The organism is uncultured Hymenobacter sp. (genome assembly GCF_964243305.1).
Taxonomy (GTDB): Bacteria; Bacteroidota; Bacteroidia; order Cytophagales; family Hymenobacteraceae; genus Hymenobacter.
This window is the reverse complement of record NZ_CAXTEF010000013.1, coordinates 1-15,713: the sequence shown is the minus strand read 5'-3', so window position 1 is coordinate 15,713 and position 15,713 is coordinate 1. Positions and strand designations below refer to the sequence as shown.

13 protein-coding genes are annotated in these 15,713 nt (G+C 63.0%); 8 read left to right on the top strand and 5 right to left on the bottom strand.

The genetic code is table 11. The features are described from left to right. The first annotated feature begins 56 nt into the window (after positions 1-56). Positions 57-1,115, top strand: a complete 1,059-nt coding sequence (locus tag ACFE70_RS09665; RefSeq protein ID WP_375417529.1) for an LLM class flavin-dependent oxidoreductase — start codon at positions 57-59, stop codon at positions 1,113-1,115. 675 nt (positions 1,116-1,790) lie between these two features. Then, positions 1,791-2,996: a PepSY-associated TM helix domain-containing protein gene (locus ACFE70_RS09660; protein ID WP_375417528.1), complete on the top strand. Its 1,206-nt coding sequence runs from the start codon at positions 1,791-1,793 to the stop codon at positions 2,994-2,996. A 75-nt stretch (positions 2,997-3,071) separates the two neighbouring features. On the opposite strand, the gene ACFE70_RS09655 is transcribed toward ACFE70_RS09660, so the two are convergent. Genes ACFE70_RS09655 through dnaB form a run of 3 tightly spaced genes read right to left on the bottom strand, consistent with a single transcriptional unit; the run spans position 3,072 to position 6,937 of the window. After that, positions 3,072-3,842 (bottom strand): sulfite exporter TauE/SafE family protein, encoded by a 771-nt coding sequence (locus ACFE70_RS09655; RefSeq protein ID WP_375417527.1) that lies wholly within the window; start codon positions 3,840-3,842, stop codon positions 3,072-3,074. A gap of 11 nt (positions 3,843-3,853) precedes the next feature. After that, positions 3,854-4,234 (bottom strand): hypothetical protein, encoded by a 381-nt coding sequence (locus ACFE70_RS09650; RefSeq protein ID WP_375417526.1) that lies wholly within the window; start codon positions 4,232-4,234, stop codon positions 3,854-3,856. A gap of 33 nt (positions 4,235-4,267) precedes the next feature. Continuing rightward, positions 4,268-6,937, bottom strand: coding sequence for a replicative DNA helicase (dnaB, locus tag ACFE70_RS09645; protein WP_375417604.1), 2,670 nt, complete (start codon positions 6,935-6,937; stop codon positions 4,268-4,270). Positions 6,938-7,163: 226 nt separating this feature from the next. On the opposite strand from dnaB, the gene murC reads away from it, so the two are divergent. Continuing rightward, positions 7,164-8,585 (top strand): UDP-N-acetylmuramate--L-alanine ligase, encoded by a 1,422-nt coding sequence (gene murC / locus ACFE70_RS09640; protein ID WP_375417603.1) that lies wholly within the window; start codon positions 7,164-7,166, stop codon positions 8,583-8,585. A gap of 283 nt (positions 8,586-8,868) precedes the next feature. Here murC and ACFE70_RS09635 read toward each other — a convergent pair whose 3' ends face one another. Beyond that, entirely contained in the window at positions 8,869-9,474 is a 606-nt protein-coding gene (locus tag ACFE70_RS09635) for a hypothetical protein (protein WP_375417525.1), read from the bottom strand. A 119-nt stretch (positions 9,475-9,593) separates the two neighbouring features. Next, entirely contained in the window at positions 9,594-10,388 is a 795-nt protein-coding gene (locus ACFE70_RS09630; protein WP_375417524.1) for a M48 family metallopeptidase, read from the bottom strand. A 241-nt stretch (positions 10,389-10,629) separates the two neighbouring features. On the opposite strand from ACFE70_RS09630, the gene ACFE70_RS09625 reads away from it, so the two are divergent. From ACFE70_RS09625 to ACFE70_RS09605, 5 genes are all read left to right on the top strand, one after another. After that, on the top strand, positions 10,630-11,244 hold the full coding sequence (locus ACFE70_RS09625; protein ID WP_375417523.1) for a fumarylacetoacetate hydrolase family protein: 615 nt from the start codon (positions 10,630-10,632) through the stop codon (positions 11,242-11,244). 131 nt (positions 11,245-11,375) lie between these two features. Continuing rightward, the gene (locus ACFE70_RS09620; protein WP_375417522.1) at positions 11,376-13,388 is read left to right on the top strand and encodes a M23 family metallopeptidase; all 2,013 of its coding nucleotides are present in this window, start codon (positions 11,376-11,378) and stop codon (positions 13,386-13,388) included. A gap of 255 nt (positions 13,389-13,643) precedes the next feature. Then, positions 13,644-14,096, top strand: a complete 453-nt coding sequence (bcp, locus tag ACFE70_RS09615) for a thioredoxin-dependent thiol peroxidase (RefSeq protein WP_375417521.1) — start codon at positions 13,644-13,646, stop codon at positions 14,094-14,096. 104 nt (positions 14,097-14,200) lie between these two features. After that, positions 14,201-15,064, top strand: a complete 864-nt coding sequence (locus tag ACFE70_RS09610) for a transketolase (protein ID WP_375417520.1) — start codon at positions 14,201-14,203, stop codon at positions 15,062-15,064. A 114-nt stretch (positions 15,065-15,178) separates the two neighbouring features. Further along, entirely contained in the window at positions 15,179-15,541 is a 363-nt protein-coding gene (locus tag ACFE70_RS09605; RefSeq protein ID WP_375417519.1) for an endonuclease domain-containing protein, read from the top strand. Positions 15,542-15,713 lie beyond the last annotated feature (172 nt).

Sequence of the window (15,713 nt, the reverse complement as noted above, 5' to 3'; positions counted from 1 at the left end):
TTTCCCTTCCGCGGCCCGGCTGGCTTTTGGGCCCGCGGGCTTTTTCCACTGCCAACATGGTTCCTACCCCCTCCCTGCGCCTCAACGTGCTCGACCAGTCGCCGGTGCGGCCCGGCAGCACCCCGCGCCAGGCCCTGCTCGAAACCGTCGAGCTGGCCCAACTCGCTGACCGCCTGGGCTATGCCCGCTTCTGGGTCTCGGAGCACCACAACACCAACATGCTGGCCGGCTCGGCGCCGGAAGTGCTCATCGCCCACCTCGGCGGCCTGACGCGGCGCATCCGGCTGGGCTCGGGCGGCGTGATGCTGCCCCACTACAGCGCCCTGAAAGTGGCCGAAAGCTTCCGGGTGCTCGAAAGTCTGTTTCCGGGCCGCATCGATTTGGGCATGGGCCGCGCGCCCGGCGGCGACCGGCTCACGGCCCACGCCCTCAATCCCGCCAACACCTTCAGCGAGCAGGACTTTGTAAATCAACTGCTTGACTTGCAAGCGTATCTGCGCGATGAGCGCGTGCCCGACACCATCCACGAGCGGGTGCAGGCCATTCCGCTGGCGGCCACGGCGCCGGAGCTGTGGCTGCTCAGCTCCAGCGGGCAGAGCGGACTATTTGCGGCGCACCTGGGCCTGGCGTTTTCGTTTGCCCAATTTATCAACGGCCACGGCGCGGCCGAGGCGGTGCAGTCCTATCGGGCGCGGTTCCAGCCTTCTCTGGAGCTAGCCGCGCCGCTGGCCAACGTGGCCGTGTTCGTGCTTTGCGCTGATGATGAGACGAAAGCCCAGGAGTTGCGCGCCGCGATGGAGCTGCAGCTGCTGCGCTTCGGCAAGGGCGAGCGGGGTCTGTTTCCTACTCCCGCCGAGGTGCGCGCCTACCGGTTTTCCGCCCAAGACCAGGCGCAACTGGTTTATAATCAGTCGCGCATCGTGAGCGGCACGCCCGAGCAGGTGCACGTCCAGCTTACTCGCCTCGCCGCCAACTGCGGCGTGGACGAGGTGACGGCCGTCACTATCACGGCCGACTTCGCCGACCGCCGCCGCTCCTACGAGCTGCTGGCCGAAGCTTTCGCCCTAACGGCTGCTACTTCCGCCGCCGAGCCGGTGGCGGAGTTAGCCGAATAAAATGCAGCCTTCGGAGCGGCGGTACCGTGGGCCGCGTGGCCCTGGCCGACGGCCAGCTCGCCGACCAAGTAGCGGTGCGGGTAAAGGGCAGCAACTGCGGCACCACGCCCGACGCTGACAGCCGCTTTCAGCTGCGGCTGGCGGCCGGCTGGTAGGTGCTCACCATCAGCAACTTAGGCTACGTACCCCAGGAGCTGACCGTCGAAGCTACTGCTCATCAAACCACTTTCCTACCCTCGCCACCGGCCGGCCTTTCCCGGCCACTGGCGACGCCAACAAGTACGTTGCCCTGCCCAACTACTTCCTGCCCGATGCCCCGCTGGGCTACGCCTACGAGCGGTTTTCGCTGCGCCTGAAGCTGGCCAACCTGCCCGACGAGCTGAGCTACAACGTGCACGACAACAGCAGCAACCCCATCGCCCCGCGTAATTTTTCGGCCTCGCTGAGCTACAAGCTGTAAGCGTGAATGGCCCGAATTAAATAAATTGCACAGATTCAGCTCTTGGGAGGGGGTAGGGAATCTAGCCGTTAAATTAATAAACCTCAATTTTGCACCTGAGCGCCATTTGCGCCCTGCGAACCAAAGTACGGCGAAGCTAGACCCTGCGTTTTAACCCTGCGCAACCCTGCGTGAAACCCATTTAGCGCGGCGCTCCCTAACAGAAGAATACGCCCATGAGTCCGACTAAAACCGTGTTTCTGCAAGTGCACCGCTGGTTGGGGCTGGCTTCGGGATTGCTCATCGTGTTCGCGTGCCTGACGGGCAGCGTGCTGGCATTCGAGAAGGAAATCGAGCAGGCCCTGTACCCGGCGCGCTATTTCGTGACGTCCGCTGCCGCCGCGCCGCTGCCGCCGGAGCGCCTGCTGGCCGCCGTGCAAGCCGCCAGGCCCGAAGCCCGCATCACGGGCCTGAAAGTGTACGCCGACCCGGCCCGCACCGTCGAAATCAGCCTGGCCGCGCCGGCCCCGGCCAACTCCCTACCCCCCCCGGCCGGCCCCAAGCCCGGCAAGGAGGGCAAAGGCGGCCCCGGCGGCAAGGGCGACGGCGGCGGGCTGCGCCTCTACCTGAACCCCTACACGGCCGCCATCACGGGCGAGCTGAACCCGCGCGACACGTTTTTTCACACCGTCGAGCAGCTGCACCGCGGCCTGGTGGCCGGCCCCACCGGCAAGCTGGTGATGGGCGTGAGTGCCGCCGTTTTTCTCTTTATTCTGAGCACCGGGCTGGTGCTCTGGTGGCCGGCCACGCGCCGGGCGCTCTCGGCGCGGCTGCAAATAAAGCGGGGCGGCAGCGCCAAGAAGCTGACGTATGACTGGCACACCGTGCTGGGCTTTTACTCGGCCCTTTTCCTGCTCATCATGGCCCTGACGGGGGTAGGGATGTCGTTCGATTGGGTCGGCGCGGGCATTAACAAGCTGACCAGCTCGCCCCCGAAGCGGCCGGAGCCGCCGCTGTCGGCCGCGCCGGCGCCGGGCGCCGCGGCCCTGCCCCTGGCCGCGGCGCTGGCCGCCGCCCGCCGGCAGGCGCCCGCCGCCGAGTATTACAATCTGCAACTGCCCAAGGAGCCGACCGGCAGCATCCGCGTCGCCACGCTCCGGCCCGGCCGAAGCCTCGAAAACGCCACTGATGAAGTGTACCTGGACCAGTATTCGGGCCGGGTGCTCAGCCAGCAGACCTACGAGCAGCGCCCGCTGGGCCAGCGCATTCGCGGCCTGTTCAAGCCCGTGCACACGGGTGCCGTCGGGGGCTGGCCCACCAAGCTGCTGGCGCTGGCCGTGGGTCTGCTGGGCGCCACCTTCCCCATCACCGGCACGCTGCTGTGGCTCAACCGTCGCCGCCGAAACCGCAACCGGCCCCGCCAATTGCAAGCAGTGGGCTGATCAATAAGGAGTTAGAAGTAAAGAGTTAAAAGGCAATTGGTCCTTTTAACTCTTTACTTCTAACTCCCTAAAGGCTCACGCCAGCACTTCCCAGCCCAGCTTCAGAATAAAGGCGCTGACCACAACCAGAAACAGCGCCCGCACGAAGCCCGTGCCCCGGCGCTGCGCCAGCCGCGCGCCCAGCGTCGAACCCAGGACATTGCAGGCCGCCATTGGCAAGGCCACGGCGAAGAGTACCTGCTTGCTGAGGATGAAATACACGAGGCTGGCTAGGTTTGTGGCTACGTTCACGAGCTTGGCCGAAGCCGAGGCCGCCAGAAAATCATAGCCGAACACGCCCACGAACGTAAACAGTAGCAGGCTGCCCGTGCCCGGTCCGAAAAAGCCGTCGTAAAAGCCCAGGCTCAGCCCCAGCCCGGCCGCCACCACGTAGGCCCGGCGCCCGGCCAGCCGCGGCCGGTGCAGCTGCCCGAAATCCTGGCGCCAGAGCGTGTAGATGGCCATCACGACCAGCAAGGCCAGCACCAGCGGGCGCACCAACTCCTTGGGCAAAAGGCTGACGGCCCGCGCGCCCAGCAGCGCGCCTACCCCCGCTGCCAGCGCCAACGTGCCCACCACTGGCCAGCGCACCGCCCCCGCCAGCCCACCCGCCAGGTAGCGCCGCAACGCTGCCGCCGTGCCCGCCAAACTCGACACCTTGCCCGTGCCGAATACCGTGGGCACCGGCACGTTGGGCAACAGCAGCAGCATGGCCGGCAATTGGATCAGGCCCCCACCGCCCACCACGGCATCTATAAAGCCCGCCAGCAAGGCGGCCAAACACAGCAGAAGCAGCGTACTACTCATGCAATCGGACTCTACCTAAGTTTCTCATTCAGCAGTGTGAAAAGCTGACTGAAGCCCTGGGTCATCTGCTGTTTCAACTCCCCCACACTCTGTTCCAGCTTGGCCTGGCCCTGCTCTAGCTTGGCTTGGCCTTGCTCCAACTCCCCCACACTCTGCTCCAGCCTAGCCTGACCTTGCTCCAACTTGGCCTGGCCTTCTTTCAGCTGTTGCGCTTGATTCAGTAAGAAGACGATATTTTCACTCTGCGCAGTGAGCGCGGTGGTCGTGCTGACGGCCAGCTGCCGTACCTGCGCGGACACACGTTCCACTTTTGCGGCGATTTCGTCCTGCTTGGCCAGCATTTCGCTGACAACTGGCTCCAATTGATCGAGGCGTTGCTCGGGGGTAGGCATAGGAGAGTGAAAATAGCAGTACGAACGTTAAATCTAAAACGGCGGCTCCTCGTCGCGCGCCGCGTTGCCCTTGGGGAAGGGGGTAGGGCTGGGCGCCTCATTAATCTTGCTGCCCAGTCGAATCGTATTCGGCGCAAAATTTCCCCCACCGGGCTCGTTGTCAAAGTTGCTGCTCGGCAGCCCGCCGGGGCTGAACGCGGGCGCCCCGCCCCCGGCAAAGCTGCCCCCGTCAGCAAAGCCGTCACCGTCGAGGTCGCCAAACTTGGTGAAGCGGCCGATAAACTTAAGCTGCACGGTTTCCAGCGAGCCGTTGCGGTGCTTGGCGATAATGACCTCGCCCATGCCCTGCGTCGGATTGCCCATCTCGTCCTCGGTAATCTTATAATATTCCGGCCGGTAGAGGAAAATAACCATGTCCGCATCCTGCTCGATGGAGCCCGATTCGCGCAGGTCCGAGAGTTGCGGCTTCTTGTCGCCGCCGCGCGTCTCTACCGAGCGCGAGAGCTGCGAGAGGGCAATCACGGGCACATTCAGCTCCTTGGCAATGCCCTTGAGCGCCCGCGAGATGGAGGCAATTTCCTGCTCGCGGTTGCCGCCGCGCCCGTCGGTGTTGCCCGACATAAGCTGCAAGTAATCCACGATAATCAGCGACACGTCGTGGTGCGCCTTGAGGCGGCGGCACTTGGTGCGCAACTCCCGAATGCTGAGCGCGGGCGTGTCGTCAATGAATATCGGCGCCGCCGAAAGCGCCGCGATTTTGTGGTTGAGCTGCGCCCATTCGTGCTCGGCTAGGCTGCCCTTCTTGATTTTCTCCGAGTCCAGCTCCGCCTCCGCCGAAATCAGACGATTCACGAGCTGCAACGACGACATTTCCAGCGAGAAAATCGCTACTGGCTTACCAAAGTCCACCGCCGCATTGCGCATGGCCGAGACCACGAAGGCCGTGTTGTGCGTCACGGTGCAGTCTTGCAGCAAAAACAGCCGGTTGCCGTCAATCTCGAAGCCGTAGTAGTCATCTTCGCCATCAGTCTCGACGGCAATGCCCGTCAGGCGCCAGTCCACCGGACTGGCCCAGGGCAGGGCCTTTTTGCGGGCCACACGCACCGGCACCCGGCTGATGTCGCCGTAAATGCGCACCCGGTACACTTCGCTCTCGTAGCCGATGCGGGCAATGCTAGCTTTCCTCTTAATCAGCGAGGTTCGGAAGCCGAGCGTGTCGCAGAGAAACTTAATCTGCCGCGCCAACTCGTAGTTCTTCTGCGTGATTTCGTAGCCATTCGACACCGGGTCGAGGTGCCCGTCAGAGTCAATCAGGCCCGCCAGCAGGCGCAGGCGGTTTTGGGCTGAGTTAATCAGGAAGCGCTGCGGAATGTGCTTGTTGCCAAGCACATCTAGTTGGCGCAGCTCATTTTGCAGCGAATACTGCCGCAGGCTGCCGCCTTGCTGCCCGCGCGTGATGCCGTAGCTGTTGCAGCGGTCCGGGGCCGTACCGACCGTAACCTGCATATTTAGCTGGCCGGCGTATTCATGCAGATAGTCGATGATTTCGCTGTCCTGGCCCGTGATGCGGCAATTATTGCTGGAGCCATCGCCCAACCACACACCTAGGAAATATGGGTCAATCGGCAAGGTCTTCTCGGCAAACTCCACGGCCGCTTTGTAGCCCTTATAATTTGAACGAAACTTCGGTCCCTTCTTAATATAATCCCTCACCGTAATGTTGAGCACGTCGCCGCGGCGGTGCGGGCCTTCGTTGCGGGAGCGTTTGAGGGAGAGAATGTGGCTCTCGTTCACGCGGTAGTCGTCGCCCTTGTTCTGGCGCACCCAGTACATCGGCTCGCGCCCGCGGGCCAGGCTCAGCACCCGGCGCGGCGTCGAGTCGTCGCCCATCAGCAGCTCGCCGGCTTGCACGTCTTCCACGTTGCGCAGCGTGCCGTCGAACATGAGCACTTTCGTGCCTTTTCCGAGGCACTTGCCCATGCCCGGTCTCGCTGCAACTATTACTAAGTCAGAGTTTTGCCAGCCGCTCGTCACGCGGTCCAGGGCCGAGAAGCCGCTGGGTACGCCGGTCAGGCCGTCCTTCTGGTTTTTCTTTTCTTCCAACTCCTTGATGGCCTTACCCATCAGCGAGCGCATGTCGTCGAAGTTCTTGCGGATGTTGGATTCCGAGATTTCGTAGAGCGACTGCTCGGTCTTGTCCAGCAGCTCAAACACGTCGGTCGTGTCCTCGAAGGCGTCGCGCTGGATTTCGCTGGCCACGCGGATTAGCTCGCGCTTGATGGCGGCCTCCGTGATGATGCGGGCGTGGTACTCGACGTTGGCCGCCGAGTTCACTTTATAGGTCAGGTTACCCACGTAGAGGCCGCCGCCGGCCGCTTCCAGCTCGCCCATCTCGCGCAGTTCCTGCACCACGGTGAGCACGTCGATGGGCTCCGATTTGTCGAACAAATTCAGAATGGCCTTGAAGATGCGCTGGTGCCCATCCTTGTAGAAGCTGATGGGCTTGAGGATGTCGATAACCGTCGTCAGGGCATCTTTTTCCAGCATCAGGGCGCCGAGCACGGCCGCTTCCAGCTCCAGGGCCTGGGGCGGCAGCTTGCCCGAAGGGCCGCCCTGATACGCTTGTGGCGCGTTGCGGCCCGCCAGCGCGGCCTTGGCGCGGGCCGCGGATTGCTTGAGGCGGTCGTCCATCTTGTCGTTCATCATGGGGCAAAGCCGGCGCCAGGTTACCGGCATGTTGCCAGGCGTCGAACAACAAAGCTAACCCGAAACGAAGGCAAAAATTGACCTGGATTTTCCGTTTCTTTTTGCTATGAATCCCTACCCCCCTTCCGGCGCCGAACGTGCCCGGCGGCCGAACGGCCGTACTTTCGCCGCCCCATCCCTACCCCCCTGGCCGGGCCAACCTGCCCGTTTCTATTTCCGCCGCATGACAGCTTCTGTCCCCCAAGTTTCTGATTTAGCGCCGGTTACGGCCCTGCCCGCCCCCGAGCGCCTGCACCTGATTGCGGTGGGCGGCAGCATCATGCACAACCTGGCCCTGGCCCTGGCCCGGCGCGGGGCTCAGGTCACGGGCTCCGACGACGAGATTTTTGAGCCCGCGCGCGCGCGCCTGGCCGCCGCCGGCCTCCTACCCCCCCGCGAAGGCTGGGACGCGGCCCGCGTCACCCCGGACCTGACGGCCGTCATCGTCGGGATGCACGCCCGCGCCGACAACCCAGAGCTGCTGCGGGCGCAGGAGCTGGGCCTGAAAATCTATTCTTTTCCCGAGTATATCTACGAAGCCAGCCGCGACAAGCAGCGCATCGTCATTGGCGGCTCGCACGGCAAAACCAGCATCACGGCGCTCATTCTGCACGTGCTCAGGTTTTATAATCAGCCTTTTGACTACGCCGTGGGCGCGCAGCTCGCGGGCTTCGACCTGATGGTGCAGCTCACCGAGGAGGCGCCCATCATCATCATCGAGGGCGACGAATACCTGTCCTCGCCCGTCGACCGGCGGCCCAAATTTCACCTCTACCAGCACCACATCGGCGTGATTTCGGGCATCAGCTGGGACCACATCAACGTCTTTCCGACCGAGGAAAACTACCGCGAGCAGTTCCGCATCTTCGCCGATATGACGCCCAAGGCCGGCGTGCTGATTTACGACCACGACGACGAGCAGGTGCAGCTCGTGACCGTGCCCAACAACCCCGACGTCAAGTATATCGGCTACGGCCCGCACGAGCACATCATCCGCGACGGGCGCACGTTTTTAGTAACCAAGAAAGACGAGGAAGTGCCGATTCAGGTGTTCGGGCCGCACAACCTGCGCAATATCTCGGCGGCGCGCGAGGTCTGCAAGCAGCTCGGCATCAAGGGTAAGGATTTTTACCGAGCCGTCGAGACCTTCCCCGGCGCGGCCCGCCGCCTGGAGCTGCTGCAAGCCGGCGCTACCTCCGTAGTTTATAAGGACTTCGCCCATGCGCCGAGCAAGCTCAAGGCCACGTCGGCGGCCCTGAAAGCGCAGTTCCCGCAGCGGCGCCTGGTGGCCTGCCTGGAGCTGCACACGTTCAGCTCACTCAACCCGGCGTTTCTGCCGCAGTACGCCCACTGTTTCGATGCGCCCGACGTGGCCGTGGTCTATTTCAACCCGCAAGTGCTGACCCACAAGCGCCTACCCCCCCTCGCCGCCGCCCAAGTGGCCGAAGCCTTTCAGCGGCCGGACCTGCGCGTGTTTACCGACAGCCGGGAGTTGGCCGCTTACTTGGAAGGCGAAAGGTGGGCCGACACGAATTTGCTGCTCATGTCGTCGGGCACGTTTGATGGGCTGGATTTAGTGGCGTTGGCGCGGCAGGTGGTGGGCTAACGTGCACCTCCCCTCCCTACCCCTCTCCAAAAAAGAGGGGGCGCCACGGCACAAGGCAGGTACAGTAGAGAAATTAAAAAGCCCGCTGCAAGTAAGCAGCGAGCTTTTCTATGCTAGACTTCGGCTTCGGCTCAACCACGCTGCCGTGGCGCCCCCTCTTTTTTGGAGAGGGGTAGGGAAGGGAGGTACGCTTATTTCTTAGGCTTGCGGGGCCCGGAGTCATTGGTCAGCAGCACGGCCAGCGCCGTCAGGGCCAGGCGCACCAGCCATTTCTGTCCGTTGCTCATCGGGCGGGGGCGGCGCCGGGACGCCGCGTGAAAAGGGAGTTGGTGGGCTCGACGCGCAAATCGCAGCGGGAGCCGCCGGAGTTATCGGCGCAGGTCGTGCCCACGATGCGGGTGCCCTCGAAATTGAAGGTGCAGCTATTGCAACCCACACCGCTGATGATGTAGCGCGTGGCGGCTGAGCTGAGCGAGAACGTGTTGTCGCCGCCGTTTTGCAGCGGCAGGGCCATAGCCCGGAACATGCCGCTGCGCAGGCCCAAGCCCACCAGAAAATAGCCGGCCGCTTCCTGGCCCTTGCCAGGGGCCTTGCGCACCATCACCTTGTCAATCACGGTGCCGTCGCCAAACTGCCGGATGAAGGCCCGCGCCAACTCCGATTGCGACGTTTTGTACTCCATCTGCCCGGTTTCGCTGAGCTGGGCAATCTGGCGGCTGGCTACCTCTGACGGCCGCTCGTCGGCGCTGGGGCTGCCATCTACGGCCTTGACGCGGTCGGGCCGCACGTATTCCTCGGTGCCGCGGCGGCTGGTTTCGCACGACATGGTCAGCAGGGCAAATAGCAGGCTCAGCAGGCCCAGACCCAGCAGACGAGGAAGCAAACGCATTTTCAGGGAGTAATAAACAGTGAGCACGTCGGGTATGAACAATGATGGCGGACGCGAGCCGCTTAGCAAATAGCAGACTAGCCTGGGCAACCGATGCTGCATTGTTTATAGCTAATTTATTATTTTTTGTAGTATTTGCGCGCCTCCGGCAACTCACGCTGAATATCGGCGATGCGCGTATCGTTGCTGGGGTGGGTAGAGAGAAATTCGGGCGGCGAGGCCTGGCTTTCGCGGGCGGCCATGCGCTGCCAGAACGTGATGGCGCCGTCAGGATTGTAGCCGGCGATGGCCATGAAAATCAGGCCCAGGCGGTCGGCCTCGCTTTCCTGGCCGCGCCCAAACTTAAGCGAAGCCACGCCCGTGGTCACGCCAAAGGCCTGCGAGGCCAGCTCGCGCGTGGCCGTCGAGTTGGCGCCCAGCGCTGACGACAGGGCCGCCCCACCAAACTGCGTGAGCAGGCCCTGGCTCATGCGCTCGTTGCCGTGCTTGGCCACGGCGTGCGCAATTTCGTGGCCCATGACCACGGCCAGGCCATTTTCGTCCTGCGTGATGGGCAGAATGCCAGTGTACACGGCCACCTTGCCGCCGGGCATACACCAGGCGTTCTGCTGCTTGTCGTCCTGAATCAGGTTGAACGCCCACTGGTAGCCAGCGAGCTGGTCGGAGGCATTCTGCTGGCGGAAATACGTCTCAACGGCCGCCTGAATGCGCTGACCCACGCGCCGCACCATCGCCGTTTGCTGGGCATCGGTGGAGAGCCGGCTCTGGGCCAGCACCTGCTGGTATTGCTGGGCGGCGAGGCTGTTAATTTCCGAATCCGAGACCAGATTGAGCTGACGGCGGCCAGTGATGGGCACCGTGGCGCAGGCCGTGGCCAATGCTAACGAGGTCAGAAGCAACGCTTTTTTAAGCATGGGAATGAAGCACTTAGGGTTGGCAGAACGCAAGGGGGTAGGGAATGGCGGGGCGCATCTGCTGCGGCGGTTGCAGTTTTGGGGCCGCAAGCAGGCGGCGCGCTGGTACTACCTATACGTAGGCGGGGGGCGCGGAAGTTGGGGCTGCCCTTCGCCAAACGCCGCTTCGGCCGGCCTATTGCGGCCCGTCCCCTACCCCCCTTCTCCGCTCGCAAGCCTTCTCCCACGTCTTTATTCTGCCATGAAAATCATCTGCATCGGCCGCAACTACGCCGACCACATCGCCGAGCTGCACAACGAGACGCCCGCCGCGCCGGTCATCTTCCTCAAGCCCGACACGGCGCTCTTACAGCGCGGGCAGCCGTTTTTCTACCCCGCCTTCTCCCAGGATATTCACCACGAGCTGGAACTGGTTTTGCGCATCAGCAAGAATGGCCGCCACATCGAGGAGGAGTTTGCCCATACTTACTTTGATGAAATCGGCCTCGGCATCGACTTCACGGCCCGCGACGTGCAGAGCCAGCTCAAGGCCAAAGGCCTGCCCTGGGAGCTGGCCAAGGGCTTCGATGGCGCGGCGCCCATTTCGGCCACCTTTAAACCGGTGAGTGATTTTGCTGACCTGGCCAACCTCAGCTTTCACCTCGAAGTGAACGGCCAGACCCGCCAGCAGGGCAACTCCGGGCTGATGCTGCACCCGTTCGCTAAAATTCTGGCTTTTGTCTCGCAGTATATCACGCTCAAGCAGGGCGACCTGATTTTTACCGGCACGCCCGCCGGCGTGGGCCCGGTGCAGATTGGCGACCAGCTCACGGGCTACCTGGAAGGCGAAAAGCTGCTGGAAGTGGCCGTGAAGTAGGGGGCGGGGCCTGCCCCCGCCCGGCGCGGGAACGATACTTAACTGAGTTGCTAATTAAACGGCGCGGGCGTCTGGGCGCGGGCAAGCCCCGCACTCTACGCTTTAAATAAAACCTGAAGACGAGGAAAATTTTGCTGACGAAGAATATTAATCTCAAACTCCTACTGGCCCTGCTGGCCCTGGCCGCCGGCCTGATAACCAGCCAGGTCAGCGGCCAGGAAGCCGACACGTCGGACGAAAAACACCTGACGCTGAGCGCCGCCGCGGGCGCGAGGGTGGCCGTGCCCAAGGGCTATTTCCTGTTCCCGATTGCGCCCGGCCAGCCCAACTACCTCACCGGCAGCATGGGCGAGCTGCGCCCCAACCACTTCCACGGCGGCCTCGACATCAAGACGCAGGGCGCCGTCAACCGGCCCGTCTATGCCAGCACCGATGGCTACGTGTCGCGGCTCAAGCAGTCGTCATTTGGCTACGGCAACGTGCTCTACATCACGCATCCCAACGGGCTGACGACCGTTTACGGCCACCTGAACGAGTTTCGCGGGCCCGTAGCCCAGGAGCTGCGCCGCCGCCAGTACGCGCAGCAGAGCTACGAGCTGGAAATGTTTCCGGAGCCCGGCGCCTACCCCGTCCGGCGCGGCGAAGTCGTGGCCTTGTCGGGGAACACCGGCGGCTCGGCCGGCCCGCACCTGCACTGGGAAGTGCGCGACCAGCAGGACCGGCAGCTCAACCCCTTGCAGTGGGGTGGCTTCCCCGAAATCCAGGACCACGTGGCCCCGCAGCTGCAAGCCTTCGCCGTCGAGCCGCTCGACATCAGCTCGCGCGTCAATCAGCGCTTTGAGAAGGCCGTGCTGGTGCCCAAGGTGCTGCCCGGCCCCGGCGTAGCAACCGTGTGGCCCGACACGATTTCGTGCTTCGGCAGCATCGGCCTGCTGGTGCAGGGCTTCGACAGGTTTGACAAAGCCTGGAACAAGAACGGCATCCAGCAGGTGACGGTGCAGGTGAACGGGCAGCCGCACTACGAGCATACTATTGACCGCGTGCCCTTCGTGATAGGCACGCGGCAGGTGGCTAATTTCGTTGATTTTCAGTACCAGTACCTCAGCGGCCGGTCCCTGCAAAAGCTGTGGGTCGATGCCGGCAACGACCTGGTTTTTTACACCCCGGCCGGCCTCGGCAGCGGCCGTCTGCAGGTCGAGGCGGGCAAAGTCTATACGATTGATATCACGCTCGCTGATTCCTATGGCAACCGCACGCCGCTGCGCGTGGTGCTGCGCGGGCAGGCCCCGGCCTACTTCCAAACCCGCTCGGCCGCAGTGCGCAAGCCCAGCCTGCGCTACGAAATCAGCCGCAACCTGCTCAAGGTATTCGCCGTCCATCCCGACACGGCCGCGGCGGGTGCTAACCTGCAATTATACCAGGGCCCCAAGCGCCTCGAAATCCGGCCCAGCTACACGCAGAGCAGCGAAAACGTCTACCTCTACGACCTGCGCGCCGGCCGGCCGGATTCCCTGCGCTTCGGCCCGCTGATGAAGCGGTTTGACCGGCAGGCGCTGATTCGGGCCGGCGAGGAAGTGAGCTACGCCACCGCGCAGCTCACCTTAGCCTTCGGCCCCCAAACCCTGTTCGACAACCTCTACCTGAGCACCGCCTACCGCCCTGAGCCCACTGGCCGCGGCCTCTGGACTGTCGGCTCGGCCCTCACGCCCCTCTACCGCCCGCTGCGCCTGACGCTCAAGCCTAGTGCGGCGCCCGCCGAGCCGGATAAGTCGGCCATCTATAGCGTGGCGGCCGGTGGCGGCCGGGCCTACGTGGGCGGCAAGTGGGACGGGCAGAGCCAGATTTCGGTCGACATCCGGCGCTTCGGCTCCTTCCGCATCCTCACCGATTCCCTACCCCCCTCCGGCCGGCTCATCGGCCGGCCCGGCGGGCAGCTGCTCTTTAAAGTCGGTGATGATTTGTCAGGCCTGGCCAGCTACCAGCTGCTCATCGGCGGGCGCTTCCGCCTGCTGCGCTTCGAGCACAAAAACGCCACGCTCGTCACCATCGCCGGCGACACGCTCGGCTCCGCCTTGCGCGGCCCAGCGGAATTGCACCTGGCCGACCAGGCGGGGAATAAGCGGGTCATATCTTTAAAACTTTAAGAGACAAAATAGAACGGCAAGCTCCCCGCCTTTTTTAAGGAGGGGACGTTCAGCCGCCGGCTGAACTGGGGTGGTGCGCGTCGTTGAACAGCATCCGAACGACGAGTCTCCGGCTGCTTCCCTACCCCCTCTTTGCAGCCGAAGTCGTTCAACGACGGGCACCACCCCAGTTTTAGCTTCGCTAAAACATCCCCTCCTTAAAAAAGGAGGGGAGTTTTTCCCCTCCACTATTCCCTACCCCCTCCAAACTGCCTCATGCCCCTAGAACCCGGCCAGCCAGCCCCTGACTTCGCCGCCCCCGACCAGGACGGCAACCTCATTCGCCTCCAAGATTTTCGCGGCCGGCGCGTGGCGCTGTACTTCTACCCCAAAGACGACACGCCCGGCTGCACCGCCCAGGCCTGCAACCTGCGCGACCACCGCGCCGAGCTGCTGGCCCAGAACATTCAGGTCGTCGGCGTGAGCGTGGACGGCGCGCAGTCGCACCAGAAATTTGCCCTCAAATACGAGCTGCCCTTCCCGCTGCTGGCCGACCCGGACAAGACCATCGTGCAGGCCTACGGCGTGTGGCAGGAGAAGAAAAACTACGGCAAAACCTACCTGGGCACCGTGCGCACCACCTTTCTGATTGACGCTGAGGGTCTTATCGATAAAATTATCAAGCGCCCCGACACGAAGAATCACGCTGCTGAATTAATGAAGAATTAAGAAGGAGGAATGAAGAATTGCTTTCCCGGTACTTCTTCATTCCTCCTTCTTAATTCTTCATTAAGCGCAGCGTCTACCTTTGCCCAAATCCCTACCCCCCTCTTATGTCCGCAACCGCCGAGAAAACCACCGTCGAACTCCGCCAGCTGGCCGCCCAGGTGCGGCGCGACATCGTGCGTATGGTGCACGCCGTGAACTCGGGCCACCCCGGCGGCTCACTCGGCTGCGCCGATTTGCTGGTCGCGCTCTACTTCCACGTCATGCGCCACTCGCCCGAAAACTTCGACCTGAACGGCGCCGGTCAGGACCTATTTTTTCTCTCCAACGGTCACATCTCGCCGGTTTTCTACTCCGTGCTGGCCCGTAGCGGCTACTTCCCGGTGAGTGAGCTGATGACGTTTCGCAAGCTCGATTCGCGCCTGCAAGGCCATCCCACCACCCACGAGGGCCTGCCCGGCGTGCGCGTGGCTTCCGGCTCGCTCGGCCAGGGCCTGAGCGTGGCCTGCGGCGCGGCCCAGGCCAAAAAGCTCAACGCCGACGACCGCCGCGTGTTCGTGCTCATGGGCGACGGCGAATTGCAGGAAGGGCAGATTTGGGAGGCCGCCCTCTACGCCGCCCACCACAAAATCGACAACCTCATTGCCGTCGTCGACAACAACGGCCAGCAGATTGACGGCCCCACGGCCCAGGTCGGCGGCAACGGCGACCTGCGCGCCAAGTTCGAGGCCTTCGGCTGGCAGGTGCTGGCCACCGACGGCAACGACTTCGACCAGCTCCTGCCCACGCTGGCCGATGCCCAGCAGCGCAGCGGCCAGGGCCAGCCCGTGCTCATCCTCATGGACACCCAAATGGGCTACGGCGTCGATTTTATGATGGGCAGCCACAAGTGGCACGGCGTGGCGCCGAATGATGAGCAGCTGGGGCTGGCCTTGCAGCAGCTCAGCGTGGAGGCGGCTTCGGACTACTAGGCAGAAACTAGAACGACAAACTCCCCTCCTTTTTTAAGGAGGGGACGTTGCGCCGCAGGCGCAACTGGGGTGGTGCCCCTCGTTGAACGATTTATGCCCGCATGAGCCGATTCTATGCCCACCTACCACAACCTTCCCAACAAAAAAGATCAACGCCAGACTCTCCGCAATAGCCTCACTCCTGCCGAAGCCAAACTTTGGTTCAGCCTCAAAAACGCTCAGCTCGACGGCCGCAAATTCCGTCGCCAGCACAGCGTTAGTGCTTACATTCTCGATTTCTACTGCCCCGAAGAACGGCTAGCGATTGAGCTGGATGGCGCTGGCCACTCTACCGTGACCGGTAATTTACACGATGCACACCGGACAGCCTATTTGAATTCACTCGGCATTCGGGTGCTGCGGTTCGAGAACAAGGTTGTCTGGTCGGATTTAGCCAGCGTTTTGCATCATATTGCCGCCCATTTTACGGCGACCTGAGTTTCTGTTCAACGACACGCACCACCCCCGTTTCAGCTTCGCTGAAACATCCCCTCCTTAAAAAAGAAGGGGAGTTGGACGTTCTACTAATTTCCTACCCCCTCCATGAAAGACTATCCCTACGCCGACTCCAAAGACACCCGCAGCGGCTTCGGCGCCGGCCTGCACGAGC

What these genes read in the sequence shown, in the direction of transcription:
- ACFE70_RS09665 (WP_375417529.1), top strand. Translation starts at nt 57, where the DNA reads ATGGTTCCTACCCCCTCCCTGCGCCTCAACGTGCTCGACCAGTCGCCG.
- ACFE70_RS09660 (WP_375417528.1), top strand. Translation starts at nt 1,791, where the DNA reads ATGAGTCCGACTAAAACCGTGTTTCTGCAAGTGCACCGCTGGTTGGGG.
- ACFE70_RS09655 (WP_375417527.1), bottom strand. Translation starts at nt 3,842, where the DNA reads ATGAGTAGTACGCTGCTTCTGCTGTGTTTGGCCGCCTTGCTGGCGGGC.
- ACFE70_RS09650 (WP_375417526.1), bottom strand. Translation starts at nt 4,234, where the DNA reads ATGCCTACCCCCGAGCAACGCCTCGATCAATTGGAGCCAGTTGTCAGC.
- dnaB (WP_375417604.1), bottom strand. Translation starts at nt 6,937, where the DNA reads ATGAACGACAAGATGGACGACCGCCTCAAGCAATCCGCGGCCCGCGCC.
- murC (WP_375417603.1), top strand. Translation starts at nt 7,164, where the DNA reads ATGACAGCTTCTGTCCCCCAAGTTTCTGATTTAGCGCCGGTTACGGCC.
- ACFE70_RS09635 (WP_375417525.1), bottom strand. Translation starts at nt 9,474, where the DNA reads ATGCGTTTGCTTCCTCGTCTGCTGGGTCTGGGCCTGCTGAGCCTGCTA.
- ACFE70_RS09630 (WP_375417524.1), bottom strand. Translation starts at nt 10,388, where the DNA reads ATGCTTAAAAAAGCGTTGCTTCTGACCTCGTTAGCATTGGCCACGGCC.
- ACFE70_RS09625 (WP_375417523.1), top strand. Translation starts at nt 10,630, where the DNA reads ATGAAAATCATCTGCATCGGCCGCAACTACGCCGACCACATCGCCGAG.
- bcp (WP_375417521.1), top strand. Translation starts at nt 13,644, where the DNA reads ATGCCCCTAGAACCCGGCCAGCCAGCCCCTGACTTCGCCGCCCCCGAC.
- ACFE70_RS09610 (WP_375417520.1), top strand. Translation starts at nt 14,201, where the DNA reads ATGTCCGCAACCGCCGAGAAAACCACCGTCGAACTCCGCCAGCTGGCC.
- ACFE70_RS09605 (WP_375417519.1), top strand. Translation starts at nt 15,179, where the DNA reads ATGCCCACCTACCACAACCTTCCCAACAAAAAAGATCAACGCCAGACT.